26 protein-coding genes and 2 pseudogenes are annotated in these 26,042 nt (G+C 51.7%); 23 read left to right on the top strand and 5 right to left on the bottom strand.

Going from position 1 to position 26,042, the window contains the following annotated elements; translation table 11 throughout:
* The 6 genes from JK211_RS14960 to queE all read left to right on the top strand — a co-directional run.
* A partial coding sequence (locus tag JK211_RS14960; protein ID WP_371734646.1) for a tetratricopeptide repeat protein occupies nucleotides 1-533 on the top strand: 533 nt, incomplete at its 5' end.
* Nucleotides 534-554: 21 nt separating this feature from the next.
* The gene (locus JK211_RS14955) at nucleotides 555-1,070 is read left to right on the top strand and encodes a TadE/TadG family type IV pilus assembly protein (RefSeq protein WP_212709470.1); all 516 of its coding nucleotides are present in this window, start codon (nucleotides 555-557) and stop codon (nucleotides 1,068-1,070) included.
* A gap of 1 nt (nucleotide 1,071) precedes the next feature.
* The gene (gene tadF, locus JK211_RS14950; RefSeq protein WP_212709469.1) at nucleotides 1,072-1,644 is read left to right on the top strand and encodes a tight adherence pilus pseudopilin TadF; all 573 of its coding nucleotides are present in this window, start codon (nucleotides 1,072-1,074) and stop codon (nucleotides 1,642-1,644) included.
* 13 nt (nucleotides 1,645-1,657) lie between these two features.
* The gene (locus JK211_RS14945) at nucleotides 1,658-2,047 is read left to right on the top strand and encodes a hypothetical protein (protein WP_212709468.1); all 390 of its coding nucleotides are present in this window, start codon (nucleotides 1,658-1,660) and stop codon (nucleotides 2,045-2,047) included.
* 44 nt (nucleotides 2,048-2,091) lie between these two features.
* Nucleotides 2,092-3,765 carry a vWA domain-containing protein gene (locus JK211_RS14940; RefSeq protein ID WP_212709467.1) on the top strand — a complete coding sequence of 558 codons (1,674 nt, stop codon included), beginning with the start codon at nucleotides 2,092-2,094 and terminating at the stop codon, nucleotides 3,763-3,765.
* Between the two features lie 115 nt (nucleotides 3,766-3,880).
* Nucleotides 3,881-4,552 carry a 7-carboxy-7-deazaguanine synthase QueE gene (gene queE / locus JK211_RS14935; protein WP_212709466.1) on the top strand — a complete coding sequence of 224 codons (672 nt, stop codon included), beginning with the start codon at nucleotides 3,881-3,883 and terminating at the stop codon, nucleotides 4,550-4,552.
* Between the two features lie 69 nt (nucleotides 4,553-4,621).
* Here the strand turns inward: queE and queD are convergent, their stop codons facing one another.
* Complete coding sequence (gene queD, locus JK211_RS14930) at nucleotides 4,622-4,984, bottom strand: 6-carboxytetrahydropterin synthase QueD (protein ID WP_212709465.1); 363 nt, start codon at nucleotides 4,982-4,984, stop codon at nucleotides 4,622-4,624.
* 273 nt (nucleotides 4,985-5,257) lie between these two features.
* Between queD and cysJ the strand changes: the two genes are divergently transcribed.
* From cysJ to JK211_RS14915, 3 genes are read left to right on the top strand one after another with little or no spacing between them, the layout of a single operon-like run.
* Nucleotides 5,258-7,066, top strand: a complete 1,809-nt coding sequence (cysJ, locus tag JK211_RS14925; RefSeq protein WP_212709464.1) for an NADPH-dependent assimilatory sulfite reductase flavoprotein subunit — start codon at nucleotides 5,258-5,260, stop codon at nucleotides 7,064-7,066.
* Complete coding sequence (cysI, locus tag JK211_RS14920) at nucleotides 7,066-8,778, top strand: assimilatory sulfite reductase (NADPH) hemoprotein subunit (protein WP_212709463.1); 1,713 nt, start codon at nucleotides 7,066-7,068, stop codon at nucleotides 8,776-8,778. Before cysJ ends, cysI begins: the two co-directional genes overlap by 1 nt.
* A gap of 11 nt (nucleotides 8,779-8,789) precedes the next feature.
* Nucleotides 8,790-9,524: a phosphoadenylyl-sulfate reductase gene (locus tag JK211_RS14915; RefSeq protein ID WP_212709462.1), complete on the top strand. Its 735-nt coding sequence runs from the start codon at nucleotides 8,790-8,792 to the stop codon at nucleotides 9,522-9,524.
* Between the two features lie 6 nt (nucleotides 9,525-9,530).
* Here the strand turns inward: JK211_RS14915 and JK211_RS14910 are convergent, their stop codons facing one another.
* Nucleotides 9,531-10,514, bottom strand: a complete 984-nt coding sequence (locus JK211_RS14910; RefSeq protein ID WP_212709461.1) for an aminopeptidase — start codon at nucleotides 10,512-10,514, stop codon at nucleotides 9,531-9,533.
* 233 nt (nucleotides 10,515-10,747) lie between these two features.
* Between JK211_RS14910 and cysG the strand changes: the two genes are divergently transcribed.
* The 13 genes from cysG to rpoS all read left to right on the top strand — a co-directional run bounded on the left by cysG (nucleotide 10,748) and on the right by rpoS (nucleotide 21,922).
* Nucleotides 10,748-12,160 (top strand): siroheme synthase CysG, encoded by a 1,413-nt coding sequence (gene cysG / locus JK211_RS14905; RefSeq protein ID WP_212709460.1) that lies wholly within the window; start codon nucleotides 10,748-10,750, stop codon nucleotides 12,158-12,160.
* Nucleotides 12,161-12,170: 10 nt separating this feature from the next.
* Nucleotides 12,171-13,079 (top strand): sulfate adenylyltransferase subunit CysD, encoded by a 909-nt coding sequence (gene cysD, locus JK211_RS14900; protein WP_212709459.1) that lies wholly within the window; start codon nucleotides 12,171-12,173, stop codon nucleotides 13,077-13,079.
* 10 nt (nucleotides 13,080-13,089) lie between these two features.
* The gene (cysN, locus tag JK211_RS14895; RefSeq protein WP_212709458.1) at nucleotides 13,090-14,520 is read left to right on the top strand and encodes a sulfate adenylyltransferase subunit CysN; all 1,431 of its coding nucleotides are present in this window, start codon (nucleotides 13,090-13,092) and stop codon (nucleotides 14,518-14,520) included.
* Nucleotides 14,520-15,125 carry an adenylyl-sulfate kinase gene (gene cysC, locus JK211_RS14890; RefSeq protein ID WP_212709457.1) on the top strand — a complete coding sequence of 202 codons (606 nt, stop codon included), beginning with the start codon at nucleotides 14,520-14,522 and terminating at the stop codon, nucleotides 15,123-15,125. Before cysN ends, cysC begins: the two co-directional genes overlap by 1 nt.
* A 46-nt stretch (nucleotides 15,126-15,171) precedes the next feature.
* Complete coding sequence (locus tag JK211_RS14885; protein WP_212709456.1) at nucleotides 15,172-15,495, top strand: DUF3561 family protein; 324 nt, start codon at nucleotides 15,172-15,174, stop codon at nucleotides 15,493-15,495.
* Nucleotides 15,496-15,655: 160 nt separating this feature from the next.
* A complete protein-coding gene (gene ftsB / locus JK211_RS14880; protein ID WP_212709455.1) occupies nucleotides 15,656-15,973 on the top strand; it encodes a cell division protein FtsB in 318 nt (105 codons plus the stop codon).
* Between the two features lie 10 nt (nucleotides 15,974-15,983).
* Nucleotides 15,984-16,700 (top strand): 2-C-methyl-D-erythritol 4-phosphate cytidylyltransferase, encoded by a 717-nt coding sequence (gene ispD / locus JK211_RS14875; protein ID WP_212709454.1) that lies wholly within the window; start codon nucleotides 15,984-15,986, stop codon nucleotides 16,698-16,700.
* Nucleotides 16,700-17,179, top strand: a complete 480-nt coding sequence (gene ispF / locus JK211_RS14870; protein ID WP_212709453.1) for a 2-C-methyl-D-erythritol 2,4-cyclodiphosphate synthase — start codon at nucleotides 16,700-16,702, stop codon at nucleotides 17,177-17,179. Before ispD ends, ispF begins: the two co-directional genes overlap by 1 nt.
* A complete protein-coding gene (truD, locus tag JK211_RS14865; RefSeq protein ID WP_212709452.1) occupies nucleotides 17,176-18,225 on the top strand; it encodes a tRNA pseudouridine(13) synthase TruD in 1,050 nt (349 codons plus the stop codon). The genes ispF and truD overlap by 4 nt, the downstream gene beginning before the upstream one ends.
* Entirely contained in the window at nucleotides 18,206-18,967 is a 762-nt protein-coding gene (surE, locus tag JK211_RS14860; protein ID WP_212709451.1) for a 5'/3'-nucleotidase SurE, read from the top strand. The genes truD and surE overlap by 20 nt, the downstream gene beginning before the upstream one ends.
* Nucleotides 18,961-19,587, top strand: coding sequence for a protein-L-isoaspartate(D-aspartate) O-methyltransferase (locus tag JK211_RS14855; RefSeq protein WP_212709450.1), 627 nt, complete (start codon nucleotides 18,961-18,963; stop codon nucleotides 19,585-19,587). Before surE ends, JK211_RS14855 begins: the two co-directional genes overlap by 7 nt.
* Before the next feature lie 163 nt (nucleotides 19,588-19,750).
* Nucleotides 19,751-20,884 carry a murein hydrolase activator NlpD gene (gene nlpD / locus JK211_RS14850; RefSeq protein ID WP_212709449.1) on the top strand — a complete coding sequence of 378 codons (1,134 nt, stop codon included), beginning with the start codon at nucleotides 19,751-19,753 and terminating at the stop codon, nucleotides 20,882-20,884.
* Nucleotides 20,885-20,932: 48 nt separating this feature from the next.
* Complete coding sequence (gene rpoS / locus JK211_RS14845; RefSeq protein ID WP_212709448.1) at nucleotides 20,933-21,922, top strand: RNA polymerase sigma factor RpoS; 990 nt, start codon at nucleotides 20,933-20,935, stop codon at nucleotides 21,920-21,922.
* A 109-nt stretch (nucleotides 21,923-22,031) separates the two neighbouring features.
* Here rpoS and mutS read toward each other — a convergent pair whose 3' ends face one another.
* Nucleotides 22,032-24,599: a DNA mismatch repair protein MutS gene (gene mutS, locus JK211_RS14840; RefSeq protein ID WP_212709447.1), complete on the bottom strand. Its 2,568-nt coding sequence runs from the start codon at nucleotides 24,597-24,599 to the stop codon at nucleotides 22,032-22,034.
* A 146-nt stretch (nucleotides 24,600-24,745) separates the two neighbouring features.
* Here mutS and JK211_RS14835 point away from each other — a divergent pair.
* A pseudogene (locus JK211_RS14835) lies at nucleotides 24,746-25,402 on the top strand (integrase); the annotation flags it as partial.
* A gap of 30 nt (nucleotides 25,403-25,432) precedes the next feature.
* On the opposite strand, the gene JK211_RS17140 reads toward JK211_RS14835, so the two are convergent.
* Entirely contained in the window at nucleotides 25,433-25,660 is a 228-nt protein-coding gene (locus JK211_RS17140) for an IS3 family transposase (protein ID WP_212709446.1), read from the bottom strand.
* Nucleotides 25,644-25,973 (bottom strand): annotated as a pseudogene (locus JK211_RS14825) (integrase arm-type DNA-binding domain-containing protein); the annotation flags it as partial. The pseudogene JK211_RS14825 and the gene JK211_RS17140, both read right to left, overlap by 17 nt.
* Nucleotides 25,974-26,042 lie beyond the last annotated feature (69 nt).

Genomic DNA, 26,042 nt, shown 5'->3' with positions numbered 1-26,042 from the left:
AACGCACAGAAATGGAAGCCACAAAAGTACCTCAAAAACACCATCATACACTAATCAATAAGTTGGTAGCATTACCCGGTGCTGATATGAAAGTGTATCTGCTGGAGAGTAAAAATCTTAATTCCCTGAGGAAATATAAAGAAGCGCTGAACTTTATCGGCATCGCGTTAAATAAAAACCCCAATAGCGGAGAGGCCCTGAACCTGAAAGGTGTCATTCAGGCTGAAATGGGTGATCTGAACGGGGCCCTCGACAGTTTCGGGCTGGCGAGAAATGCGTATTTTCAGGAAGAATCGGTAGTGAATAATATTGCCATGATCTATATCGTTCAGAAACGTTATCACGAGGCGGTACAGATGTTATTACCGGTTTATCTGCGCGGTTACCGTAACCCGCAACTGGATCGTAATCTGGCATTTGCGCTGGTGAAAACCGGTGATCTGCGTTATGCCAAAGAGATTATCAAACGTGGCAGTTATGCTAAAAATCCAGATATGCTGGTGGCGGATCTTTTCAGGGTTGAAAGTTTTTGAGGATAAATACCGGAGCCGGTTATGCGAACAGTACTCAAAAGATTACGACAGCGTCTCTCCCGTGAACAAGGGGTGGTCACCATAGAGTTTTCGTTAATTTTTATTATCTTCGTATTTTTTATTTTTCTTATTTTTGAAATAAACCGTTTTCTTTATGTTTCCGCCTCTCTCGACCTGACCCTGTCAGAAGCCGCGAGAATGACATCCCGTACTGAACAGAATAATGGCGACTACACGGCGTTATTTGCCGCGAATGTGGCTCAGGAAAGTGCATTCTGGAAAATGTTTGTCGATCCGAAAAACTTTACGTTGAAAGTGACCTATTGCCGTTCGGTAAAAGACTCGCTGAAAGAGAATTGCTTTACCGGTGCGGGCCAGCAATATCCGCTGGCAATTTACAGTGCCGGTTATCGCTACCGGCCATTATTATTCGCTTTTGATAATAACAGTGCGGTGAAAAAGCTGGTTGCAATGCTGGATGCTTCTTTAAGCAGAAAACTGGTGTATGTGCAGGAATATGAGCGGGGAGACCAGTGATATGTGGCTGAAACAGAGCATTCTCGCGCAGGGAAAGTCAGAACAAGGATCAGTGCTGGTGGAAGCGGCATTTATTTTTACCTTACTGACGATTCTGAGCTGTGCGGCGCTGGATTACGGATTCTGGCTGATGACACGCAGCAAAGCTGAACGGATAAATTATTCCCTGGCTTCGGTGATCAGAGAGCGGGTTAATCTGTATGACGGCCGGGAAACCCTGACCAGCAGTGATGTCAGTCAGCTTGCTGAACTGGCCCGGTTTATGGCCGGGGACAACAGTGTCAAAACACTGTGTGTGCAGGTCGAAAGCCTCAGTTTTAAAGAGGTGACGACCCGGCGTCAGGTCGACCAGTATCAGAAAATGACCGCCGGTGCGGCAAAATGTAGCACTTCTGCCAGCGCCCTGACCCGGTATGCGGAACTGTCGCCGATGAGTATCCGCGGGCGCTGGGTACCTTTATATCAGGTCACCTTAAGTGTGCCTGCCCCGGCAGGCAGCTTATCGGGATTACTGAGTGCTGTCGGTGCCCTGCCGGAAACAATTACGGTATCTAATATCGTATTGGCCCGCTGAGCAGGAGGTAATAATGAAGTTTCCGCATCTGTTACTGCTCAGCAGTTGTTTTTTTCCTCTGACAGTCACAGAGGCCGCCGCTAAGCGGAGTGCATTTACCGCTAAGATTCAGGCAGTGATTTTTCTTAACAGTGAGATTCCGGAATCTAACCGGCTCAGCAGAGAAATTAATCAGCAACTCTATCTGAGTACCACGCTGGCACGAAAACTGGAAGTGACGATGATAGATATTAACCCGTCGGGGTACCTCCGCTCAGGACCGGCGCGGTATCTTAAAGATCCGGCGGGCATTTGGGTGGCGAAATACCGGCCAGTTGCGGTTCCGGCACTGTTTTGTATTCAGGGAAGTCGCCGCATATCTTATAACTTAACGACAGCGGAAGACATACGGAAATGTTTATAAAAAAACGATTATCTGTGTTAAGACGGTTCAGCTGTGAACGCGGTGTGATGATTATTCCCATGGCGATACTGCTGCCGATACTGGTCGGGCTGATGACCCTCGGGATTAACAGTGTTTCGATGATGTCCGGCAAAGCCAGAATGGCGGATGCGGCTTCTGAAGCAACCCTGGCGGTCTCTGCAGCGACCCTGGCAAACGACACACAAACCGCCGAAGGGCTGAAAGAAATTGAAACTAACCGTGCAATGGTTGAAGCCTGGATAAAATATTATTTCCCCGGCCTGAAAACCATTCCTGAAATAAAATTTAACGTCGTACAGAATCAGAAATTACCTTCTTCCGATACCCGTTATACCCGCTATAGCGTGGATATCGCCATGGATCTGCCACTGCTGTTTACTTACCAGACAGTGACAGCCGGTAAGAGCAGCTACTCACTTAATTCCGGCAGCGGCAATGTGAATAAGTACGTCTCGAAACCCGCCGACTATGTATTTGTGGTGGATTTCTCTACGTCACAAAGGGGGACCAGGATCAGAATACTGAAAAGTGTGTTTGCTGAAATTACAGATTTTGTACTGAAAAACAGCCCGGAGTCGAAGATTGCGATTGTACCTTTCAGTACCGGGGTTTCAGTGATCATGCCGGGAACCAACCAGCGCGGCGGGCAAAACGTTGGCTGCTCGGTATTATTTGTGCCTAATGACGGCTGGAATATTAATTACCCGTTCTGGAGTGATAAAAGTGTCTCGACTAAACTGGCTTCCGGCAGCCTGAATGGCATGACGTACGATATGGACACGGCCCGCTATGATTTTTATAAGAAATATGTAGCGAAGTCTGCGCCGGTGCTCAGTGAAGCGGCGATGCGTAATCAGTGGTGTCGTAAAAATGACAGTTACGGGAAAACTACAGGCAGGGCACAGTATTCCTGTTTTGACCCGCGGGATAAGTATCCGCAACCTGCAGATCCCCGTAATCAGCTGGAAGATATTTTTACGGCGCAGTCTCTGCGACTGATCGAAAATGAATATGCGAAAGCCGCCAGAGTGTTCACCACCCAGAAATCGGCTTACACCATCGAACATGATGAGGCGATCAATTACACGGCGACACTGGATAAAATGTTCTCCGATGAGGCGATTATCACTTTCCCGATGCTGTGGTCAACGGCCTCAAGTGCGTCCTCCGCCTACCGGCCTTATTACCAGATGTGCCAGCAGGGCGGCTGGTGGAAACACAGTACCGGTAATGATCTGACTAACCAGAGTGCCGCTTCCTGGCTGATACCGTTAACGGATTCTAAACCAGCGCTGGATCAGTTCCAGAATATGGAACCTTCGGGCTGGACACATTTATCCGCGGCGTTAATCCGTTCGGTGCCGGTAATGATGGAAGGCAGTAACCGGCGTAAAGTTTTTATTATGATGTCTGACGGTGAGGAGAGCCGTTACCCGCAAATCACTACCGATAAATGGCTGAAAAGCTACAAGCTGTGTCAGAAAATAGAAGAAGGCATTCTGGCCCGTCCGCAGACCAATGCCGGTAAAGTCGAACTCTATTATATTTCCACCACCAACGCCCGTACCTGGGTGAAATACTGGGGGGAAAATTGTACCGGTGCCGCCCGGTCTAAAACGGCCACTCAGCGCGATGATTTAATCAAACTGATTAAAGGTATTATTACCGATGAAACCGGTCATCTGACGTCCAGTTAATCAGGCGACCTGTCAGCCAATGAATCCTGCGGCGGCACGCCGCAGGATCTGACATGATCTGCGGCGCAGGATCTGTAATAATAGCCGATTACTGAACCGCAGATATGAGCCATAAATGCAGTACCCGATCAATGAGATGTTCCAAACCCTTCAGGGGGAAGGTTTTTTTACCGGCGTGCCGGCAATTTTTATCCGCTTGCAGGGTTGCCCCGTTGGCTGCAGCTGGTGTGATACTAAACATACCTGGGATAAGTTACCGGAAAATGCTGTGCCGGTAGGCGATATTCTGACCAAAACTGTTGAAAGCGATAAATGGGGTGATGCAGATGCCCTGACGATACTGAAAATGATCAGTGATCAGGGCTGGACGGCCCGTCACGTAGTGATCACCGGCGGTGAACCGGCAATCTATGATCTCTGTTCACTGACCGAAGCACTGGAAGCTTTCGGCTATCGTTGCCAGATAGAAACCAGCGGTACTCACCCTGTCCGCTGTTCCGCAGAGACCTTTGTCACTGTATCGCCTAAAGTGAATATGCGTGGTGGCTATGATGTACTGCCGCAGGCACTTATCCGGGCGGATGAAATCAAACACCCGGTCGCCCGTCAGCGAGATATTGAAGCGCTGGACGCGTTACTGGCACAACTACAGGACGATAAACTGCGGGTGATTGCGTTACAGCCGATCAGCTGTAAGCAAGAGGCGACAGAGCTGTGTATCAGCACCTGTATTGAAAGAAACTGGCGTCTCTCTATGCAGACCCATAAGTATCTGAATATTGCCTGATCGGCGGGAAATACCGCCAGCAGTGCGCGGATCAGCCATGATCCGCGGTGCTTTACCGGTAAATGTGTATTATCCGCGATAAGTACACCCGGCAGTACAGGTCTCTTTAATCATAACCGCGCTGAGTAACGGTAATAGCGGTTTCATTTTCTGCCAGATCCATACGGCCAGCACTTCACTGGTCGGATTTTCCAGCCCGTCAATTTCGTTCAGATAGTGGTGATCCAGTTGTTCATACAGGGGGTTGAATAATCTTTTCAGTTCGGCAAAATCCATCACCCATCCCGTATGCGGGTCCACTTCGCCGGTAATTTCCAGACGGACCAGAAAAGAGTGTCCGTGCAGGCGGCCGCATTTGTGTCCGTCCGGGACATGGGGCAGGTAGTGGGCAGCTTCAAACTGAAACTCTTTGAATAGTGTGGTGACTGGCATAATAATTCCCGAGTGTTAAAGTCGCAGATTCTACCGTAAAACTCTCCCCGCCTCACATTTTTCCCGGTTATTTTGCCTTTTGCAGGCAGTTATCTGCTGCCGGTGAACGTCTGGTGCTGCTTACCACTTTTTCCGGTTAATTTTAACGAAAAAACCATTTAGCTAATTTGGTTATGTGATATGCATAAGCTGTCTTTTGTGTGCATACTTTTACAGTTAACCTTACTTTCTTTACTCCTTTTTTCCGCCGATGATACTGGAATCATAAACGCAATGACCAATCAGGCCCCACAGCTCCCGCTTTCGGCGGAACAGCTGGCACAACTACAAGCAACAACACAGGATTTTTCCGTTACCCAGCTGGCCTGGCTTTCAGGTTATTTCTGGGGGCGGATCAGTGGAGATAACCCTGCACCAGCCGGCACTGCGTCTCCGGTGGCAGCGGCTGTGGATCAGGCCCCGACGGTTACCCTGATTTCCGCATCTCAGACCGGTAACGCACGGCGGCTGGCAGAACAGCTGCGTGATGAGCTGCTGGCGGCAGGAGTCACCGTCAGTCTGGTGAATGCGGGCGATTATAAATTTAAGCAGATAGCTCGCGAAAAAATCCTACTAATAGTGACCTCTACACAGGGGGAAGGGGAACCGCCGGAAGAGGCCGTTGCCTTACACAAGTACCTGTTATCAAAGAAAGCGCCGGCCATGAAAGAGACCGCATTTGCGGTATTTGGTCTGGGGGACTCGTCCTATGAATTTTTCTGTCAGGCGGGTAAAGATTTCGATCAGCGGCTGGCGGAGCTGGGGGCTGAACAGCTGCTGGCTCGCGCCGATGCGGATGTTGATTTCAGTGCCACCGCGGATCAGTGGCGGCAACAGATTGTTTCGCTGCTGAAGCAGCGTTTACCGCAAGCATCTGCCGGGCAGGTTGCACAGGCCGCCAGTGGTGCCCGTGATGAAATTGACAGTTCTCCCTACAGCAAAGAGCAGCCACTGGTTGCGTCTCTGTCGGTGAATCAGAAGATCACCGGTAATGATTCAGAAAAAGATATCCGTCATCTGGAAATTGACTTAGGCGATTCCGGATTACGTTACCGTCCCGGAGATGCTCTGGGGGTCTGGTATGAAAATGATCCACAGCTGGCAGAAGAGTTACTGAAATTATTGTGGCTCGACGGCGCTCAGCAAATCAGTATCAAAGGTGAGAGCATGCCGCTGGTCCGGGCACTGCAACTGCATTTTGAACTGACAGTAAATACCGCGCAGATTGTCGAAAAATATGCCCATTTATCCGGTAACAGTGAGTTACTGTCACTGGTTAATGACAAAGCGGCACTGCAGGCCTATGCACAGCAATGGCCGATCGTCGATATGGTGCGTCATGCGCCGACAGAATTACAGGCACAACAGCTGACAGACCTGCTGCGTCCGCTGACCCCTCGCTTATATTCCATTGCTTCATCGCAGGCTGAAACCGAAGACGAAGTCCATATTACGGTGGGTACTGTGCGTTACCAGGTTGAAGGCCGTCCGCGTAGTGGTGGTGCTTCCGGATTCCTGGCCGATCGTCTGCCGGAAGAGGGGGAAGTCCGGGTATTTATTGAACATAACGATAATTTCCGCCTGCCGGCTGACCCGCAAACGCCAGTAATAATGATTGGTCCGGGTACCGGTATTGCCCCGTTCCGAGCTTTTATTCAGCAACGGGATAACGACGGGGCCAGCGGTAAAAACTGGCTGTTCTTTGGTAATCCGCACTTTACTGAAGATTTCCTCTATCAGGTGGAATGGCAAAAATATGTCAGAGACGGTCTGCTGACCAATATCGATCTTGCCTGGTCCCGTGACCAGCCACAAAAAATCTATGTGCAGGACAAACTACGGGAAAAAGGTGCTGACGTCTGGCGCTGGATTGAAGAAGGTGCACATCTGTATGTCTGCGGAGATGCGGGACGGATGGCGAAAGATGTTGAACAGGCACTGGTCGATATTATTGCCGAATACGGACAGATGGACCGGGATGCTGCCGACGAATATTTGAGTGAGCTGCGCATATCGCGCCGTTACCAGAGAGATGTGTACTAATGAGTAATAAAACCCCGGGCCCACTGGTCGTGGAAGGCAAGCTCACTGATGCTGAGCGTCTTAAAAAACAAAGTGATTTTCTGCGTGGCACCATTACTGACGATCTGTCCGACGGACTGACCGGCGGTTTCCGCGGAGATAATTTTCTGCTGATACGGTTCCATGGTATGTACCAGCAGGATGATCGTGATATTCGTGCCAGCCGTACTGAGCAGAAACTGGAACCGCGTCATGCCATGATGCTGCGCTGCCGGTTGCCTGGCGGCATCATCACCCCGCAACAATGGCTGGCGATTGACCGTTTTGCTGCCGATAAAACCCTTTATGGCAGTATCCGTCTGACTAACCGCCAGACATTTCAGTTTCACGGTATTCTGAAGAAAAACGTGAAACCGGCCCATCAGATGCTGCATGACGTCGGACTGGATGCACTGGCTACGGCCAACGACGTTAACCGTAATGTTCTGTGTACCTCTAACCCGGTGGAGTCTGAACTGCATCAGGAAGCCTATGAATGGGCAAAACGTCTGTCTGAACACCTGCTGCCACAGACCCGCGCTTATGCGGAAATCTGGTGGGATCAGGAGAAAGTGGCCACCACTGACCAGGAACCGATCCTCGGGGCGACCTATCTGCCACGTAAGTTTAAAACCACGGTCGTTATCCCGCCGAATAATGATGTCGATTTGCACGCGAATGATATGAACTTTGTGGCTGTTGCCGAAAATGGCAAACTGGTGGGTTTTAACCTGCTGTTAGGCGGGGGATTATCAATTGACCACGGCAACAAAGCGACTTATGCACGCACCGCCAGTGAAATCGGTTTTCTGCCGCTGGATAAAACCCTGGATGTTGCAGAAGCGGTGGTGACTACCCAGCGTGACTGGGGCAACCGGACTGATCGTAAAAATGCGAAAACCAAATATACCCTGGAGCGCGTCGGGGTTGATGTGTTCAAAGCAGAGGTCGAAAAACGCGCCGGGATCCGCTTCGATCCGATCCGTCTGTATGAATTCACTACCCGTGGCGATCGTTTCGGCTGGATCAAAGGGATTGACGGTAAGTGGCATCTGACACTGTTTATCGAAAATGGCCGTTTGCTGGATTCGCCACAGGCCAGTATCAAAACCGGCGTTGCCGAAATTGCGAAAATTCACCAGGGGGACTTCCGGCTGACGGCGAACCAGAACCTGATTATTGCCGGGGTGCCGGAAGATCAGAAACAGGCCATCGAAACACTGGCACGGGCACATGGTCTGATGGAGTCAGTTACGACCCAGCGTGAAAACTCCATGGCCTGTGTGGCATTCCCGACCTGTCCGCTGGCCATGGCCGAAGCTGAGCGTTTTCTGCCGGCTTTTGTCGATGAGGTGGAAAAAATTATGGCGCGTCACCATATGGCCGATGAGCATATAGTCCTGCGTGTGACTGGCTGTCCTAATGGTTGCGGCAGGGCATTACTGGCCGAAGCCGGTTTAGTCGGTAAGGCGCCCGGACGCTATAATCTGCATCTTGGCGGTAACCGTATCGGTACGCGTATCCCGCGGATGTACCGCGAAAATATTACTCCGGAAGAGGTTTTGGCGGTGCTGGACGAACTGATTGGCCGCTGGGCCACAGAACGTCAGGCGGAAGAAGGTTTCGGTGATTTTCTGATCCGCAGTGAGGTGGTCAGACCGGTACTGGATCCGGCGCGGGATTTCTGGGAGTAACGGAGGCGATAATGGCTGAATTACAATTAGCAGCACTCAATGCACTGGACAAATCACAGCAACAACAGGCGCTGGCGGAGGTAAACCAGCATCTGGACACTCTGAGTGCGGAGCAACGGGTCGTCTGGGGGCTGGAGAATATACCCGGCCCGGTGGTCCTCAGCTCCAGTTTTGGTATCCAGGCGGCGGTCTGCCTGCATCTTGTGACCCGTCAGCAGCCGGATATTCCGGTGATCCTGACGGATACGGGTTACCTCTTTCCGGAAACCTATCAGTTTATCGATCAACTGACGGAACAATTACAGCTGAACCTGCAGGTGTTCCGTGCCCGCGAATCCGCGGCCTGGCAGGAAGCCCGTTATGGAAAACTATGGGAACAGGGTGTCGAAGGCATCGAAAAGTACAATATGCTGAACAAGGTTGAACCGATGAATCGTGCCCTGCAGACCTTACAGGCATCAGGGTGGTTTGCCGGGCTGCGCCGTGAACAGTCTCAGAGCCGTGCCGGGCTGCCGGTATTATCAATTCAGCGTGGTGTTTTTAAACTGCTGCCGATCATTGACTGGGATAACCGCCAGGTCTATCAGTATCTGAAACAGCATGGCCTGCAATACCATCCCCTGTGGGAGCAGGGCTATCTGTCGGTCGGCGATACCCACACGACCCGTAAATGGGAGCCGGGAATGGCTGAGGAAGAAACCCGCTTCTTCGGGCTAAAGCGGGAGTGTGGCCTGCACGAAGGCTGATGGTTGTCAGCCGGCAGTAGCGCTGAGTTGCTTCAGCAGAGGCAGCAATATCTGTACTGCCTGCCGGCAGCGTGTAGCCAGCCGGCCCGGCATTTTCTGGTCAATCGTTTCCAGATTGTCGCGGCTGGTTTTATCATCCAGCAGCGCAGTCGGGTGTCGGTGATTGTTATCTTCAGCTGTGACCAGCAAATACGGGATTCCGGCCTGGTCGAAAGGGGTTGTCTGCTGATGTTCTGTCCCTGTCAGCTGTCTGGCATGCAGCGGGATATGCAGTTGCCGGGCGATTGCCATTGCTTTACCGGCAGTGCGTGCGCGTTCTGTGGCTGACGTATTTGCGCCACTGACCAGTTCCAGCCGTCTGCCAGCCACCAGTTGATTGAGATTAATAACCAGTAACGTATTGTGTTTCTCTTCATCACTCATGCGCGAAAAGTAATTTTCCATGCCCTGCATATTATTTTCGGTAGCGCTGAGTGCCACAAAACGAATCCCATAATCTGAGTGTGTTCCGGCCAGCTGTTTCGCCAGTTCCAGCATAATTCCTAGTCCGGCAGCATTATTATCGACACCCTGCAGGCGTAATCCGCCGATATTCTGCTGCTGTTCTGCCGGGGTCCCGGCAATTCGCGTATCCAGATGGGCTATCACGAGGATATCTTTCGCCTGCTGACCACTTTTTCCGGCAATTACCGATGTTGCGGTAACCTTCTGCCATTGGGCTGCGGTGGTACGCGGTTGCCAGCGATAGCCGGTATTCTGCTGGCGGATGTCACTCCGGTAGCCCAGATCATGGAATTGCTGGTTAAGATAATCAGCAGTCATCAGTTCTGCAGGGCTGCCCGCCATCCGGCCGGGGAAAAAAACGGCAATATGGCGGGTTTCTGTATCAGCGTAGTGGCCGGGCTGGTCTGGACGGGCGGCAATACTGCTAAAAGTCAGGCCGCAACTGAGTACCAGCAGGCAGTATCTCAGGCGGAAAAGGGCAAACATAGTACAGGTTCCTTCAGGGACGAACGGCAACGCCGCAATAGTCAGTAGTATGTAACTCTGTCGCGGCCACGGCTATCTCTGTTTCTCTGAAAGACGGGCATTTTGTGCGGTGATAAACACATTGATTCTTCTGTATATTCCATTCTGTTACAGCTCATTCCAAAACGACATTTCAATACGCTCGTGGCAGTCGTATAGTTTCTGTTATTCAGAATAATAACGCTAAGGGCATTGTGGACTATCTTCCTGTATTTGCAGACCTTACCGGCCGTCCTGTTTTGGTGGTTGGCGGTGGGGATATTGCTGCGCGAAAAATTCATCTGTTACGTCGTTCGGGGGCGGTGATCCACGTAGTTACACGGCAGCTCTGTAACGAACTGCAGGAACTCCACCAGCGACAGGACATTCACTGGCTGGCTACCGCCTTTACCGAACAACAGCTTGACCGCGTATTCCTGGTAATAGCCGCGACCGATGATCCCGGGCTTAATCAGCGGATATATGACGCCGCTGAGCAACGTCAGAAACTGGTCAATGTGGTTGATGACCAGGCCCGCTGTACCTTTATCTTCCCGTCGATTGTTGACCGTTCACCGCTGGTGGTCGCCATCTCTTCCGGTGGTAAAGCCCCGGTGCTGGCGCGTTTCTGGCGGGAAAAACTGGAAGCGTTACTGCCCTCCAGCCTGGGGAATATTGCCCGTATTGCCGGACAATGGCGTGATCGGGTTAAACAACAGTTACCGGGAGTGAAACAGCGTCGTTATTACTGGGAACGGCTGTTCAGTGGCCGCTTTAGTGCGCTGGTAGCCGCAGGGCGGATTACTGAGGCTGAGCAACTGGCGGAGCAGGAACTGCACCACCGGGAAAGTCCGAAAGGCGAGATCTATCTGGTTGGTGCCGGGCCGGGCGACCCGGGGCTGCTGACCCTGCGCGGATTACAGGTATTACAACTGGCAGATGTGGTGCTGTATGACCACCTGGTCAGCGAACAAGTACTGGACTTGTGCCGCCGCGATGCTGACCGTATCTGTGTCGGTAAACGTGCCGGTGCCCATCTGGTGATTCAGGAAGAAACTAACCAGTTACTGGTCAGTCATGCACTGCAGGGGAAACGGGTAGTACGACTGAAAGGCGGAGACCCCTTTATCTTTGGCCGTGGTGGCGAAGAATTGCAGGTAGCGGCAGCAGCAGGAATTCCGTTTCAGGTCGTGCCCGGTATCACTGCAGCTTCCGGCGCGACGGCCTATGCCGGTATTCCCCTGACGCACCGTGAACATTCCCAGAGTGTGCTGTTTATTACCGGACACTGCCGGCCGGGCAATGAACTGGACTGGCCGTCACTGGCACGTGCCCGCCAGACACTGGCTATCTATATGGGGGCGGTGAATGCGGCGACCATCAGCAGCCAGCTGATTGCTCATGGCCGTGACGGCACAACCCCGGTGGCCATTATCAGCCGCGGCACACGGGCCGATCAGCAAATTATAAAAGGTACGCTGGCAGAACTGGAGTCACTGGCACAACAGGCCCCGTCTCCTGCGTTACTGGTTATTGGCGAGGTGGTTCTGCTTCAGGATCAGCTTGCATGGTTTCAAACTTCATCATCGCAGCTCCACGAAGACCCGCTGCTGAACCCTTCTGTTTGAGGAACGTTGTATGGATCAAGAACGATTAACTCATCTGCGCCAGCTGGAAGCAGAGAGTATTCATATCATCCGTGAAGTTGCTGCTGAGTTCAGTAACCCGGTAATGATGTACTCCATTGGTAAAGATTCCTCAGTGATGCTGCATCTGGCCCGTAAAGCATTTTACCCTGGTAAATTACCTTTTCCGTTACTGCATGTGGACACCGGCTGGAAGTTTCGCGAAATGTATGAATTCCGCGATCGGACAGTGAAAAATATCGGTGCTGAATTGCTGGTGCATCGTAATCCTGAAGGTGTTGCGATGGGGATTAACCCTTTTGTCCATGGCAGTGCCAGGCATACGGATATTATGAAAACAGAGGGGCTGAAACAGGCCCTGAATAAATACGGCTTTGATGCGGCTTTTGGCGGTGCCCGCCGTGATGAAGAGAAATCCCGCGCCAAAGAGCGTATTTATTCTTTCCGCGACCGCTTTCATCGCTGGGATCCGAAAAATCAGCGTCCTGAGTTATGGCATAACTATAACGGCCAGATTAACAAAGGCGAAAGTATCCGTGTTTTCCCGCTCTCTAACTGGACAGAGCTGGATATCTGGCAGTATATCTTCCTGGAAAATATCGAAATTGTTCCGCTTTATCTGGCAGCCCCGCGCCCGGTACTGGAACGTGATGGCATGCTGATGATGATTGATGATGACCGGATTGATCTGCAGCCGGGAGAAGAGATTAAGCAACGAATGGTGCGGTTCCGTACGCTCGGCTGCTGGCCGCTGACGGGCGCTGTGGAATCAGAAGCTCAGTCATTACCGGAAATTATTGAGGAGATGCTGGTCTCGACCACCAGTGAACGTCAGGGTCGTGTGATTGACCGTGATCAGTCCGGTTCAATGGAACTCAAAAAACGCCAGGGATATTTCTGAGGAAACTGCCATGAATGAATTATTAGCACAACAGATTGCCGAACAGGGCGGGGTGGAAGCCTGGCTCACCGCACAGCAACATAAAAGCCTGTTACGTTTCCTGACCTGTGGCAGCGTCGACGATGGAAAAAGCACCCTGATTGGTCGTTTATTACACGACACCCGCCAGATTTATGAAGACCAGTTATCTTCATTACAGAACGACAGTAAACGTCACGGTACTCAGGGAGAAAAACTGGATTTGGCTTTACTGGTTGATGGCTTACAGGCTGAGCGTGAACAGGGTATTACCATTGATGTCGCCTATCGCTATTTCTCTACCGAGAAACGCAAGTTCATTATTGCGGACACCCCGGGTCACGAGCAGTATACGCGGAATATGGCTACCGGAGCTTCGACCTGTGATCTCTCTATTCTGCTGATTGATGCCCGTAAAGGGGTGCTGGATCAGACCCGCCGCCACAGTTATATCTCGACACTGCTGGGCATTAAACACCTGGTTGTGGCAGTCAATAAAATGGATCTGGTGGACTATAGCCAGGATGTGTTTAATCAGATCCGGGGCGAATATCTGGACTTTGCCAGCCAGTTACCCGATGACCTGGATATTCGTTTTGTGCCTCTTTCGGCACTGACCGGTGATAATGTCGCCTCAGCCAGTGATAATATGCCCTGGTATAACGGCCCTGGCCTGCTGGAAATCCTCGAAACTGCAGAGATCCGCCAGCCAGCGGAACATCAGCCGATGCGTTTCCCGGTACAGTATGTGAACCGTCCTAATCTTGATTTCCGCGGTTATGCCGGTACGCTGGCATCCGGCCAGGTACGGGTCGGCCAGCAGGTGAAGGTACTGCCTTCCGGAGTAAAATCATCCATTGCCCGTATTGTGACTTTTGATGGTGATCTGACAGAAGCTAATGCCGGTGAAGCCATTACACTGGTGCTGAACGACGAAGTTGATATCAGCCGCGGAGATCTGCTGGTGGATGCGGACGAGACCCTGCAGGCGGTTCAGTCAGCGGAAATTGATGTGGTATGGATGGCGGAAAAACCCTTAACGGCAGCCAGCAGTTACCAGATTAAAGTTGCCGGAAAACAGGCCCGCGCGACGGTCGACAGTATCCTGCATCAGGTTAATATTAATACGCTGGAGACTTCTGCAACCGATCAGCTGCCTCTGAACGGTATTGGCCGGGTCAGGGTCACCTTTGATGAACCGCTGGTGATTGATCCTTACTCGAAAAATCCGGTGACCGGCGGCCTGATCTTTATTGACCGTTTAACCAATGTCACCGTCGGTGCCGGTATGGTCTATGCTCTGAGCGATGAGCGGGCTGAAGCAGATGCCCTGCGCTACGGTGCATTTGAGCGTGAGTTAAACGCACTGATCCGCAAACATTACCCCCACTGGGGCGCCCGGGATATTTCAGGGGAACGTTAATGGCTGAACATGATGATAATGTCGTCTGGCATCCCCACACGATTAGCCGTAGTGAACGTGAACAGCGTCAGGGGCACCGTGGCGCAGTTGTCTGGTTCACTGGGCTGTCCGGGTCCGGTAAATCAACGCTGGCAGATGCCGTCGAACAACGTCTTTTCCAGTCAGGGGTGAATACTTTTCTGCTGGACGGGGACAATGTCCGGCATGGCCTCTGCAGGGATCTCGGTTTCAGTGATGATGATCGTAAAGAGAATATACGTCGTGTCGGTGAAGTCGCAAAACTGATGGCCGATGCAGGGTTACTGGTTCTGACCGCGTTTATTTCTCCGCACCGCAGTGAGCGGCAAATGGTCAGAGAATTACTGGCGGCGGGGCAATTTGTTGAAATTTTTGTCGATACCCCGCTGCATGTCTGCGAGACACGGGATCCGAAAGGCCTTTATCGTAAGGCACGGGCCGGAGAACTGACTAACTTTACCGGGATTGATGCAGTTTATGAGGTGCCGCTACAGCCGGAACTGCATCTGGATGGTGAACAATTGGTTACAAAACTGAGTGAGGAAATTATCGATCTGCTGCGCAGGCAGGATATTATCGGTCGTTAAGACGGCGGGCGTTGCTCTGACCCTGCCGGTTACTGACAGGATTGATATGCAGAACGTGACTACCTTACCAGCCAGACAACATGACACCCCGGACGGGAGGCCACGCGCCTCTCTTTCCGGCGGGATCATCGGCTTCTTTGCGTATCTTTTTGCGCTGGCAACGCCTTTCTTTTATTTCGGGGCCAGTGTGCTGTTTTTCTTTATGTATACCTGGCCTTTTTTCCTCGCACTGTTACCCGTTTCGGTGATTACCGGGATTGCACTCAGTATCTGGCTGAACAATCGTCTGTTCCGGACTCTGATATTCACCCTTCTGATTGTTATTTCTTTTTTCTGGGTATTATTTTCCTTTCTTGCTGGCTGGAAATAGCCATTGACGGCAGAGTTCTCCCTGATAAAAACCGGCCTTAGTGCTACGGACATACCGCTTCCGGTAACTGAATTATTATGAAAAATACGACATTTTTGTCTCCGCAGTGGAGTCCGGCCAAAAGTTGTGGGATGATTGAGCCGTTTTTCAGGGGGCGGGGATGGGAAAACTGACAATATTGTTACTGATTTTACTTGGCTGGCTGCAATACTCTCTGTGGCTGGGTAAAAATGGTATTCATGATTACACAACGGTAAATCAGGAAGTCGCTGTTCATCAGGCGGGTAATGCCAAACTGAAAGCGCGTAATGATCAGTTGTTCGCAGAAATCGATGATCTGAACGGTGGTTCGGAAGCTATCGAAGAGCGGGCACGTAATGAGCTGGGCATGATACGTCCCGGCGAAACTTTCTATCGTCTGGTGCCGGAACAAAATAAACGCAGTGCGCAAGCCGCAATGCCAAACCAACAACGATAAAAACGACACAATGAATAGCACCGTATCCCTTCCGGATGTGATTGCTGTAGTTCCGGCCGCTGGCATCGGCAGCCGGATGCAATCTGATCGTCCAAAACAGTATCTGACCATTGGTCAACACACTCTGCTTGAATACAGCATTGCTTCTTTACTAAAACATCCGGCAGTCAGACAGGTCATCGTGGCATTACATCCGGATGATCAGCAGTTTTCTCAGTTACCGCTGGCCAGCGATCCGCGTATTACTGCGGTAACCGGCGGCGACAGCCGTGCTGATTCTGTGTTTGCCGGCCTGCAGGCGATCACCGGCAGTGGCTGGGTACTGGTGCATGATGCTGCACGGCCTTGTCTGCACCCGGATGACTTACAGCGGTTACTGCAACTGACATTAACCAGTCAGCAGGGCGGTATTCTGGCTTCTCCGGTCCGCGATACAATGAAACGCGCCGGGCCCCGCCAGAGTCTGATCGCCCATACGGTAGACCGGGAAGGGCTCTGGCATGCACTGACGCCGCAGTTGTTCCCCGTCCCCCTGCTGAGAGAATGTTTACCGCGGGCCATGGCTGAAGGCGCGGTGATCACTGATGAAGCATCTGCTGTTGAACATTGCGGTTATCATCCGCAACTGGTGCACGGTCGCAGCGATAATATCAAAGTGACCCGCCCTGAAGACCTGGCACTGGCAGAGTTCTTTTTAACCCGCATACACGCAGAGGAGAACGCATAATGCGTATCGGCCATGGTTTTGATGTTCACGCATTCGGCGGCGAAGGTCCGCTGGTGATAGGCGGTGTCCGGATCCCGTTTGACCGCGGTTTTATTGCCCATTCAGACGGTGATGTGGCGTTACATGCCCTGACCGATGCCCTGCTGGGTGCAGTAGCAATGGGTGATATCGGTAAACTGTTCCCCGATACCGATCCGGCTTTCAAAGGTGCCGACAGCCGCGGGTTACTGCGCGAGGCCTGGTTGAGAATTAGCCAAAAAGGTTATCAGATTGGTAATGTCGATGTCACTCTGATTGCCCAGGCACCGAAAATGCTGCCGCATGTTGCCCAGATGCGGGTCAATATTGCTGAAGATCTGGGGTGCCATATGGACCAGGTGAATGTGAAAGCCACCACCACCGAAAAACTCGGCTTTACCGGACGTGGTGAAGGCATTGCCTGTGAAGCAGTAGCATTACTGATGGTGGCTGAGAAATGAAAATCAATGAACTCCGCTATCTGCATGGTGAACCGCAGTTAACCGGAATGATTAAAACCGTGGCTGATGATTTCCGGGTCACCGAAGATTTAGGCTATCAGCCGGACGGTGAAGGTGAACAACTGCTGGTCCGGCTGCGTAAAACCGGCTGCAATACGCGGTTTGTGGCTGAGGCACTGGCCCGTTATCTGAAAATACCGGCCAGGGAAGTCAGTTTTGCGGGAATGAAAGATCGCCATGCGGTGACCGAACAGACTTTTTGCCTGCGCCTGCCGGGGAAAGAGATGCCCGATATGCGGGGGTTCACTGTCGAAGGCTGTGAAATTCTACAGGTAACACGCCATAAACGGAAAATTCGCACCGGAGCGCTGGCCGGTAATGCTTTCAGCCTGATTATTCGTCAGGTCAGTGACCGGCAGATGGCGGAACAACGGCTGGCACTTATTGCTGGCAGTGGTGCCGTCAATTACTTTGGCGAACAGCGGTTTGGCCGTAACGGGCATAACCTGACGATGGCCGGACAGTGGGCCCGGGGAGAAATTACCATCCGTGATCGCAGTAAACGGAGCTTGCTCCTGTCTGCGGCCCGAAGTGCTATCTTTAATCAGGTCACCAGTGCACGTCTGACGGCGCAGGGTGACCTGAAAACGGTGATGCCGGGTGACTGTGTGCAACTGACCGGACGTGGCAGCTGGTTTGTTGCGAACGATGAAGAACTGCCTGATGTCCGTCTGCGGGTTGCACAGGATCAATTACGGCTGACCGCTCCGCTGGCGGGGCGAGGCAATGCCGGCCCTCAGGGCGATGCATTATTGTTTGAACAACAGATCCTGGAACAGTATCCGGAACTCTGTGCATTGCTGGTGAAGGAAAAAACAGATGCGGCACGTCGCGCCATGCTGGTAGTACCAAAAAATATGCACTGGGAATGGCTGGATAATTCAACTCTCAGGCTGGATTTCTGGCTGCCGGCAGGCAGTTTTGCCACCAGTGTGGTCCGTGAACTGTTACAACAGGGAGGTGAGTTTGAGGATATTGCTGAGTAATGATGACGGGGTATTTGCCCCGGGCATTCAGGTGCTGGCGCGTGAATTACGCAAAATGGCTAACGTACAGATAGTCGCGCCGGATCGCAACCGCAGCGGTGCCTCCAATGCGCTGACGCTGGAAGCGCCTCTGCGTACTTTTACCCACAGCAATGGCGATATCGCGGTAATGATGGGCACTCCCACAGACTGTGTATTTCTGGGGGTTAATGCCTTAATGCAGCCCAAACCGGATATCGTTGTGTCGGGGATTAATGCCGGTCCTAACCTGGGTGATGATGTGATTTATTCCGGTACTGTGGCTGCCGCTATGGAAGGGCGTCACCTGGGGTTACCGGCACTGGCTATTTCTCTGAACGGACAGCGGCACTATGACACCGCGGCCGCGGCCGGTTGTGCCATTTTACAGGCGTTACAGCGGGTGCCGCTGCGGACCGGGCGTGTGCTGAACATTAATGTTCCGGACCTGCCGATGTCTGAAATTAAAGGATACCGGGTGACCCGTTGTGGCCGTCGCCATCCGTCAGATCAGGTGATCACTCAGAAAGATCCCCGCGGAGAAACGATTTACTGGATAGGTCCGCTGGCCGGAGTTCTGGATGCCGGACCGGATACAGATTTTTCTGCTATTGAGCAGGGTTATATCTCTATTACCGTACTGGATGCAGATCTGACTGCCCATCGCACTCAGGAAAAACTGGCGGACTGGCTGAAACTGGCTGAGGTCGCGCTGCCATGCTAAACAAACGCATTGAAACGTTACTGGCACTGTTGCGTAAGCAGGGAATTTATGATGAGCATATTTTACGTGCGATCTCAGAAGTCCCGCGGGAACATTTCATTGATGAGGCGTTTGAACACAAAGCATGGGATAACAATGCGCTGCCGATAGGATATGGTCAGACCATTTCTCAGCCCTATATGGTCGCACGGATGACCGAACTACTCGGGCTGACTCCCCATTCACGGGTGCTGGAAATCGGTACCGGCTCAGGTTATCAGACCGCAATTCTGGCCCACCTGGTCGATCATGTTTATTCTGTAGAGCGGATTAAAAGCCTGCAATGGCAGGCCAAACGGCGGCTGAAGCAACTGGATTTACATAATATCTCTACCCGCCACGGTGATGGCTGGCAAGGCTGGCCTTCCCGCGGACCGTTTGATGCTATTATTGTCACCGCTGCACCCCCCGAAATTCCAGCGGCCTTATGTGGTCAGCTCAGTGAACAAGGGGTGATGGTCCTGCCCGTCGGTGATGAACAGCAGGTATTAAGACGCATCCAGCGTTCAGGTGATGATTACATTGACGATATGATCGAACCTGTGCGCTTTGTACCACTAATTCAGGGTGATCTGGCCTGATAATAATGATTAACTAAAACGGTAAATTATCGCGTAGTGGGGTACGGACAGGAAAGTCCGGATCCACCCGCCCTTTTAGTGGTCATCGCCGTACTCTGCCGGGAGCTGTTCCCGGTATACGGCGACCGGTCATTTCACTGCCGCTTGTTATTATGGGGGAACAATGAGCACGGGAAGCACACTTTTTCAATTACGCCGCCTCGCGGCACTGACGATTGCAGCGGCAGCGCTGGCAGGATGCAGTTCAGGAGATAATACCCGCGCCCCGATTTCTGCTATTGGTGGCAGTGCGGGCGGACACAGCGGTAACAGCGGGCTGGTAAATTCACAACAGGCTTCTGCCCGGCAAATAAACAGCAGTGTCCCTTCAGGCCCCGGCACGCAGATGACATCTTCTCAGGGCCGTATCCAGTCCTCCTCCGTCCCGGCGACACCGGTCCGGACAGAAAATGGTCACATTGTTTACAATCGCAGCTATGGGAATATTCCTAAAGGGAGTTATAATGGCCCGACCTACACGGTCAAACGGGGAGACACCTTGTTCTATATTGCCTGGATCACTGGCAATGATTTCCGTGATCTGGCACAGCGCAATAATGTCGCAGCACCCTATGGTCTCAGTGTAGGTCAGGTGTTACAGGTGGGTAACAGTACCGGCCAGCCTATTACCGGAGCTAATGCAATTTCGATGGCTGATTCTTCTCAGCCTTCAGAAAATCAATCAATTAGACCTAAGGCATCGCCGGTTGCACCGCAACCAGTAATTACGTACTCTGAAGATTCAGCTAACGAAACAAGTAATACAGCAAACAGCGGCAGTAAGCTGTTACCGTCAAGACCGGTGATGACAGGAAGTGCTTCGGCACCGATTACCGCTCCGGTGAGTCAGCCGACGGTCAGCAGCACATCGAACAGTCAGACGCCAGTCACCGGATGGCGCTGGCCGACCGATGGCAAGATTATTGATAACTTCTCGGCCTCAGAAGGCGGCAATAAAGGTATTGATATTGCCGGTTCCCGTGGTCAGCCAGTTGTCGCTACTGCTGCAGGTCGGGTGGTGTATGCAGGTAATGCCCTCAGGGGATACGGTAATCTGATTATCATTAAACATAATGATGATTACCTGAGTGCTTATGCGCATAACGATACCATGCTGGTCCGCGAACAACAGGAAGTGAGCGCAGGACAAAAAATTGCAACCATGGGCAGTACAGGTACCAGCTCAGTCAGGTTGCATTTTGAAATTCGTTATAAAGGAAAATCCGTCAATCCATTGCGGTATCTACCGCAGCGATAACAGGCAGAGCTGAAATGGCTCTGCCCGGGATAAGGGGAGGAGCCATTGATGAGCCAGAATACGCTTAAAGTTGATGAGTTACATGATGATGCTTTTGATGAGAATGGTAGTGAGACCTTCGATGAAAATGCACTGGTAGCAAATGACTCTAAAGATGATGAAGTTACGGAAGATGACCTGCTATCTCAGACCACCAACCAACGGGTTATGGATGCGACCCAGCTGTACCTCGGAGAAATAGGATATTCTCCGCTTCTGACCGCAGAAGAAGAAGTGTTTTTTGCCCGTCGTGCATTGCGTGGTGACGTGGCAGCCCGTCGGCGGATGATCGAAAGTAATCTGCGGCTGGTGGTAAAAATATCACGGCGTTACAGCAATCGCGGACTGGCGTTGCTTGATCTTATTGAGGAAGGGAACCTTGGTTTGATTCGCGCGGTAGAAAAATTCGATCCTGAACGGGGATTCCGTTTTTCTACCTATGCGACCTGGTGGATCCGTCAGACCATTGAACGGGCCATTATGAATCAGACCCGCACTATCCGCCTGCCGATTCATATTGTCAAAGAGCTGAATGTCTATCTGCGTACCGCACGGGAACTGGCTCACGTGCTGGACCATGAGCCTAGTGCGGAAGAGATTGCCGGCCAGCTGGATAAACCGGTCGAAGATGTCACCAGAATGCTGCGTTTAAACGAACGTATTACCTCAGTGGATACCCCGTTAGGAGGTGACTCTGATAAAGCGCTGCTGGATATTATTTCTGATGATAATGAAACCGGTCCCGAAGATCGCACGCAAAACAATGACATGAAACAAAGCATTGTTAAATGGCTGTATGAACTGAACCCAAAACAACGGGAAGTGCTGGCAAGACGTTTTGGACTACTGGGCTATGAAGCGGCTACCCTGGAAGATGTCGGACAGGAGATATCCCTGACCCGTGAACGTGTTCGCCAGATTCAGGTAGAAGGCTTACGCCGGTTGCGCGAGATTCTGCAGGGGCAGGGGCTGAGTATTGAAGCGTTGTTTCGCGAGTAACGTCTTAGTGTAACAGTTACCGGTAATATCGGTAATTACGATACTGAAAACCTAAAACAGCCTGCTGAGACAGGCTGTTTTCTTTTTTAGTCCGCAGCGTATAGCTTCACTACAGCAGGTTTTTTAAACGGTAGATCCACTCCAGTGCCTGGCGGGGTGACAGGCTGTCGGGGTCCAGAGCGTCGAGGGCTTCCACCGCCGGTGAAACTTCTGCTGTCAGCAACGGTAACTGAGAACCATCGACCGGTGAAGACAGCGATTGCCCGGGGTGCTGTTCCAGTTCGCGAAGTTTTTGTCGCGCCCGTTTAATCACGTCCTTTGGTACTCCAGCCAGCGCAGCAACGGCCAGCCCATAACTTTTACTGGCCGGTCCGCTCTGTACACTGTGCATAAATGCAATGCTGTCACCATGCTCCATGGCATCCAGGTGCACATTTTCCACCCCTTCGAGACTGTCAGGTAAGGTTGTCAGCTCGAAGTAGTGGGTAGCAAACAGGGTTAGTGCTTTAATCCGGTTGGCCAGATTTTCGGCACAGGCCCAGGCTAAAGACAATCCGTCATAGGTCGAGGTACCGCGGCCGATCTCATCCATTAATACCAGGCTGTGGGCTGTGGCATTGTGCAGGATATTGGCTGTCTCTGTCATTTCCACCATAAAAGTTGAACGGCCAGAGGCCAGGTCATCGGCAGCACCGACGCGGGTGAAAATCCGGTCTATCGGTCCGAGGGTCACGGCGTCGGCCGGTACGTAGCTGCCGGTCCAGGCCAGCAGGGTAATCAGGGCCGCCTGACGCATATAGGTACTTTTACCGCCCATATTCGGTCCGGTGACGATCAGCATACGCCGCCGGGGAGACAAGGACAGAGGGTTAGCAATAAATGGCTCTTTCAGTACCTGCTCCACCACCGGGTGGCGGCCTTCACGGATATTTATCCCCGCCGTTTCCTGTAATTGCGGGCAGCAATAATTCAGGGTGCGGGCCCGTTCGGCAAGGTTGGTCAGGACATCCAGTTCGGCCAGTGCGCTGGCGCTGATCTGCAGTGCTTCCAGATGCGGCAGTAATTGATCAAACAGCCCGTCATACAGGCCTTTTTCCAGAGATAATGCCTTACCCTTAGAGGTCAGAACTTTGTCTTCATATTCTTTCAGCTCCGGAATAATATAACGCTCAGCATTTTTCAGCGTCTGACGACGGACATAATGCATCGGTACCAGATGGCTCTGTCCGCGGCTGACCTGAATATAGTAGCCATGCACCCCATTAAAGCCGACTTTCAGTGTGTCCAGCCCCAGCTTTTCCCGTTCACGGATTTCCAGTTTATCCAGATAATCGGTGGCACCGTCTGCCAGTGCCCGCCATTCATCCAGCTCGGCGTTATATCCGGGGGCAATCACGCCACCGTCACGCACCAGTACCGGCGGAGTTTCGATAATTGCCTGCTCAAGTAACTCCCGCAGTTCGGTAAATTCGCCGCTCTGTGCCGCCAGGCGGGTTAAATGCGGGCTGCCGGCCGACTGCAACAGCTGCTGTATTTCTGGTAACTGACGGAAAGCATGGCGCATTCGGGCCAGATCACGGGGTCTGGCACTGCGCAGGGCCAGACGGGCCAGAATACGCTCCAGATCACCCACCTGATGCAGTAAAGGTTGCAGGGAGTCACAGTAGTCCTGTAATTCTGCGATACAGGCTTGCCGGCCGAGGATCACCTGCGGGTCACGCAACGGCATATGTAACCAGCGCTTGAGCATCCGGCTACCCATTGGCGTAACGGTTTTATCCATCACTGATGCCAGGGTATTTTCGGTGCCGCCGGCCAGATTCTGGGTGATTTCCAGGTTACGCCGGGTCGCCGCATCCATAATAATGGTATCCTGCTGCCGGACCATACTCAGTGAACGGATATGCGGCAGTGACGTTCGCTGGGTATCGCGGACATACTGTAACAGGCAGCCAGCGGCTGCTAATCCTGATAATGACTGTTCCACGCCGAATCCGCGCAGATCACGGGTTCCGAACTGCAGGTTAAGTTGCTGTCTGGCGGTATCCACTTCAAATTCCCAGATCGGACGGCGGCGCAGTCCGCGCCTTCCGTCAATCAGTGACATCGCCCCGAAGTCTTCCGGGTAAAGCAATTCTGAAGGATTTGTCCGCTGCAGCTCTGCGGCCAGAGCGTCATTATTTTCCGGCTCACTCAGCAGAAAACGGCCGGAGCTGATATCCAGGGTCGCGTAGCCGAACCCTGCACCTTTCGGGCTGGCGAAGACAGCGGCCAGCAGGTTATCCTGGCGTTCATTCAGCAGGGCTTCATCACTGATGGTCCCCGGGGTGACTATACGCACAACCTTACGTTCAACGGGCCCTTTACTCAGTGCCGGGTCACCGGTTTGTTCACAGATTGCCACCGATTCACCGAGCTGTACCAGCTTTGCCAGATAGCCTTCCACCGCATGATAGGGGACCCCGGCCATCGGAATCGGTTGTCCGGCAGAAGCCCCGCGCTTAGTCAGTGAAATATCCAGCAACCGCGATGCCTTACGCGCATCATCAAAGAACAGCTCATAAAAATCGCCCATACGATAAAACAGCAGAATTTCCGGATGCTCGGCTTTCAGCCGAAGGTACTGCTGCATCATGGGGGTGTGGTCTGATAAATCCTTGTCAATAGACTCATTCATATTGATTTTACTCGTTTTTTAAGTCTGTTGGGTACGCAAGTGGCCCCATGTGAAACCCTTAAAAACCCATGTGAATCGCTAAATTTGTATACCAGTAGTATACCGGTTAGTATCGGGTAGACACTCTGAATAGCGGGTATAGATTGATGAAATTGACACACAACCAGTCGACTATAATCAATAAGTTATCTATCGATGTTAAACCAGAACTCGACCAGCAAGGGCGTGTTATCTACTTACCGAATCCTGGACGAAAGCCGTATCTTATCACTGATAATCACCGGGATTCACCCGTTGGTTTTGGTGTCAAAATCAGTGCAAAAAAAAAGACATATATTGTTCAACAGAGCGTATCTTCTCCTGGCAACCGTCCTGAGACAGGGGGAAAATCCCGGTCTGAGGTTATCAGACCTACCATTGGCAATGTCTCTGATTTCGCTAATATCGATCAAGCCCGCGAGGGTGCTCGCAATTTAGTTCAAACCACGAAGTTGACCAAAAGGAACCCTAACAAGATAAAACGGGAGTCCGATGCTTCTGAACTCACGATCAGTGAAGTTTTTGCTCAATACCGCCAACATCTCCTTGGTAGATCGAAACCAGCCAAACAAAACACACTGTCAGTGTTGGACAAGGCAGAAAATCGTTTAAAGGAATGGGCTGGTTTACGAGTTAAAGATCTTACTGGTAATGAAATTCTTCGTAAGTTTGATGAGATTTCTTCAAGAGCAAGAACAGCATCCGAGCAAACATTCAGGTGGGCCAATGTCGCTGTCAGACATGCTATTGAGATTGAAGCAAGTTGTAATGGTCAACTTAAACCGGACACGGATTTAGGCACATTGTTGTAATCGGCGTTCATATTCATTCGGCGATATATTGCCCAGCCGGTAATGCCGACGCTTCAGATTATAAAAGCTGTCGATATAATTGATAACGTCCGCAATGCCCTGACTTCGGGTTTCATAGCGACGGTAGTTAACTCTCTCTGCTTTCAGGCTGCGGAAGAACCTCTCCGTAACGGCATTATCCAGACACTTACCGGACTCCTCGTTGCTCAATAGGATCAAGATGTTGCTTTAAGAGTTTGGGGCTGATCTCATTGACAGGAACATGACCTAAGCCGGGAAAGATATTTCTCTCTAGACTTCGCCAGATGTCTTCTGCATGGTCTTGTGAGATACCAGAGGTCTTTACCTTCTCATCTAACCATTTCCTTGCCACGGTTTGGAGAGTGTGTTCAGTAGCATTCTTTAAGGCATTAGCTTTATTGTTGTTATGGACTTGAGGATCAATGCCATTGGCAAGCAAGGAAAGATATTCATCTCGTAAGGCTCTTGCTCTTGCTAGTGTGAGGTGAGGGTAGGCGGTAAGTGTCAAGGTAGTTGTCACCCCCGGTTAATTTAAGCCGCCTGTTTTTCCCGTTCCGGGTTCAACGTTACC

It is taken from the genome of Tatumella sp. JGM130, assembly GCF_018257525.1.
GTDB classification, from domain to species: Bacteria; Pseudomonadota; Gammaproteobacteria; order Enterobacterales; family Enterobacteriaceae; genus Tatumella; species Tatumella punctata.
This window is presented reverse-complemented; position numbering and strand designations above follow the sequence as displayed.

Excerpts from the sequence above, each read along its gene's own strand:
- tadF (WP_212709469.1), top strand. The coding sequence starts at position 1,072 with ATGTGGCTGAAACAGAGCATTCTCGCGCAGGGAAAGTCAGAACAAGGA.
- cysC (WP_212709457.1), top strand. The coding sequence starts at position 14,520 with ATGGCTGAACATGATGATAATGTCGTCTGGCATCCCCACACGATTAGC.
- truD (WP_212709452.1), top strand. The coding sequence starts at position 17,176 with ATGAAAATCAATGAACTCCGCTATCTGCATGGTGAACCGCAGTTAACC.
- JK211_RS14855 (WP_212709450.1), top strand. The coding sequence starts at position 18,961 with ATGCTAAACAAACGCATTGAAACGTTACTGGCACTGTTGCGTAAGCAG.
- mutS (WP_212709447.1), bottom strand. The coding sequence starts at position 24,599 with ATGAATGAGTCTATTGACAAGGATTTATCAGACCACACCCCCATGATG.
- JK211_RS14945 (WP_212709468.1), top strand. The coding sequence starts at position 1,658 with ATGAAGTTTCCGCATCTGTTACTGCTCAGCAGTTGTTTTTTTCCTCTG.
- cysJ (WP_212709464.1), top strand. The coding sequence starts at position 5,258 with ATGACCAATCAGGCCCCACAGCTCCCGCTTTCGGCGGAACAGCTGGCA.
- ispF (WP_212709453.1), top strand. The coding sequence starts at position 16,700 with ATGCGTATCGGCCATGGTTTTGATGTTCACGCATTCGGCGGCGAAGGT.
- JK211_RS14885 (WP_212709456.1), top strand. The coding sequence starts at position 15,172 with ATGCAGAACGTGACTACCTTACCAGCCAGACAACATGACACCCCGGAC.
- queE (WP_212709466.1), top strand. The coding sequence starts at position 3,881 with ATGCAGTACCCGATCAATGAGATGTTCCAAACCCTTCAGGGGGAAGGT.
- ftsB (WP_212709455.1), top strand. The coding sequence starts at position 15,656 with ATGGGAAAACTGACAATATTGTTACTGATTTTACTTGGCTGGCTGCAA.
- JK211_RS14955 (WP_212709470.1), top strand. The coding sequence starts at position 555 with ATGCGAACAGTACTCAAAAGATTACGACAGCGTCTCTCCCGTGAACAA.
- cysN (WP_212709458.1), top strand. The coding sequence starts at position 13,090 with ATGAATGAATTATTAGCACAACAGATTGCCGAACAGGGCGGGGTGGAA.
- cysI (WP_212709463.1), top strand. The coding sequence starts at position 7,066 with ATGAGTAATAAAACCCCGGGCCCACTGGTCGTGGAAGGCAAGCTCACT.
- rpoS (WP_212709448.1), top strand. The coding sequence starts at position 20,933 with ATGAGCCAGAATACGCTTAAAGTTGATGAGTTACATGATGATGCTTTT.
- cysD (WP_212709459.1), top strand. The coding sequence starts at position 12,171 with ATGGATCAAGAACGATTAACTCATCTGCGCCAGCTGGAAGCAGAGAGT.
- JK211_RS14910 (WP_212709461.1), bottom strand. The coding sequence starts at position 10,514 with ATGTTTGCCCTTTTCCGCCTGAGATACTGCCTGCTGGTACTCAGTTGC.
- nlpD (WP_212709449.1), top strand. The coding sequence starts at position 19,751 with ATGAGCACGGGAAGCACACTTTTTCAATTACGCCGCCTCGCGGCACTG.
- ispD (WP_212709454.1), top strand. The coding sequence starts at position 15,984 with ATGAATAGCACCGTATCCCTTCCGGATGTGATTGCTGTAGTTCCGGCC.
- JK211_RS14915 (WP_212709462.1), top strand. The coding sequence starts at position 8,790 with ATGGCTGAATTACAATTAGCAGCACTCAATGCACTGGACAAATCACAG.
- queD (WP_212709465.1), bottom strand. The coding sequence starts at position 4,984 with ATGCCAGTCACCACACTATTCAAAGAGTTTCAGTTTGAAGCTGCCCAC.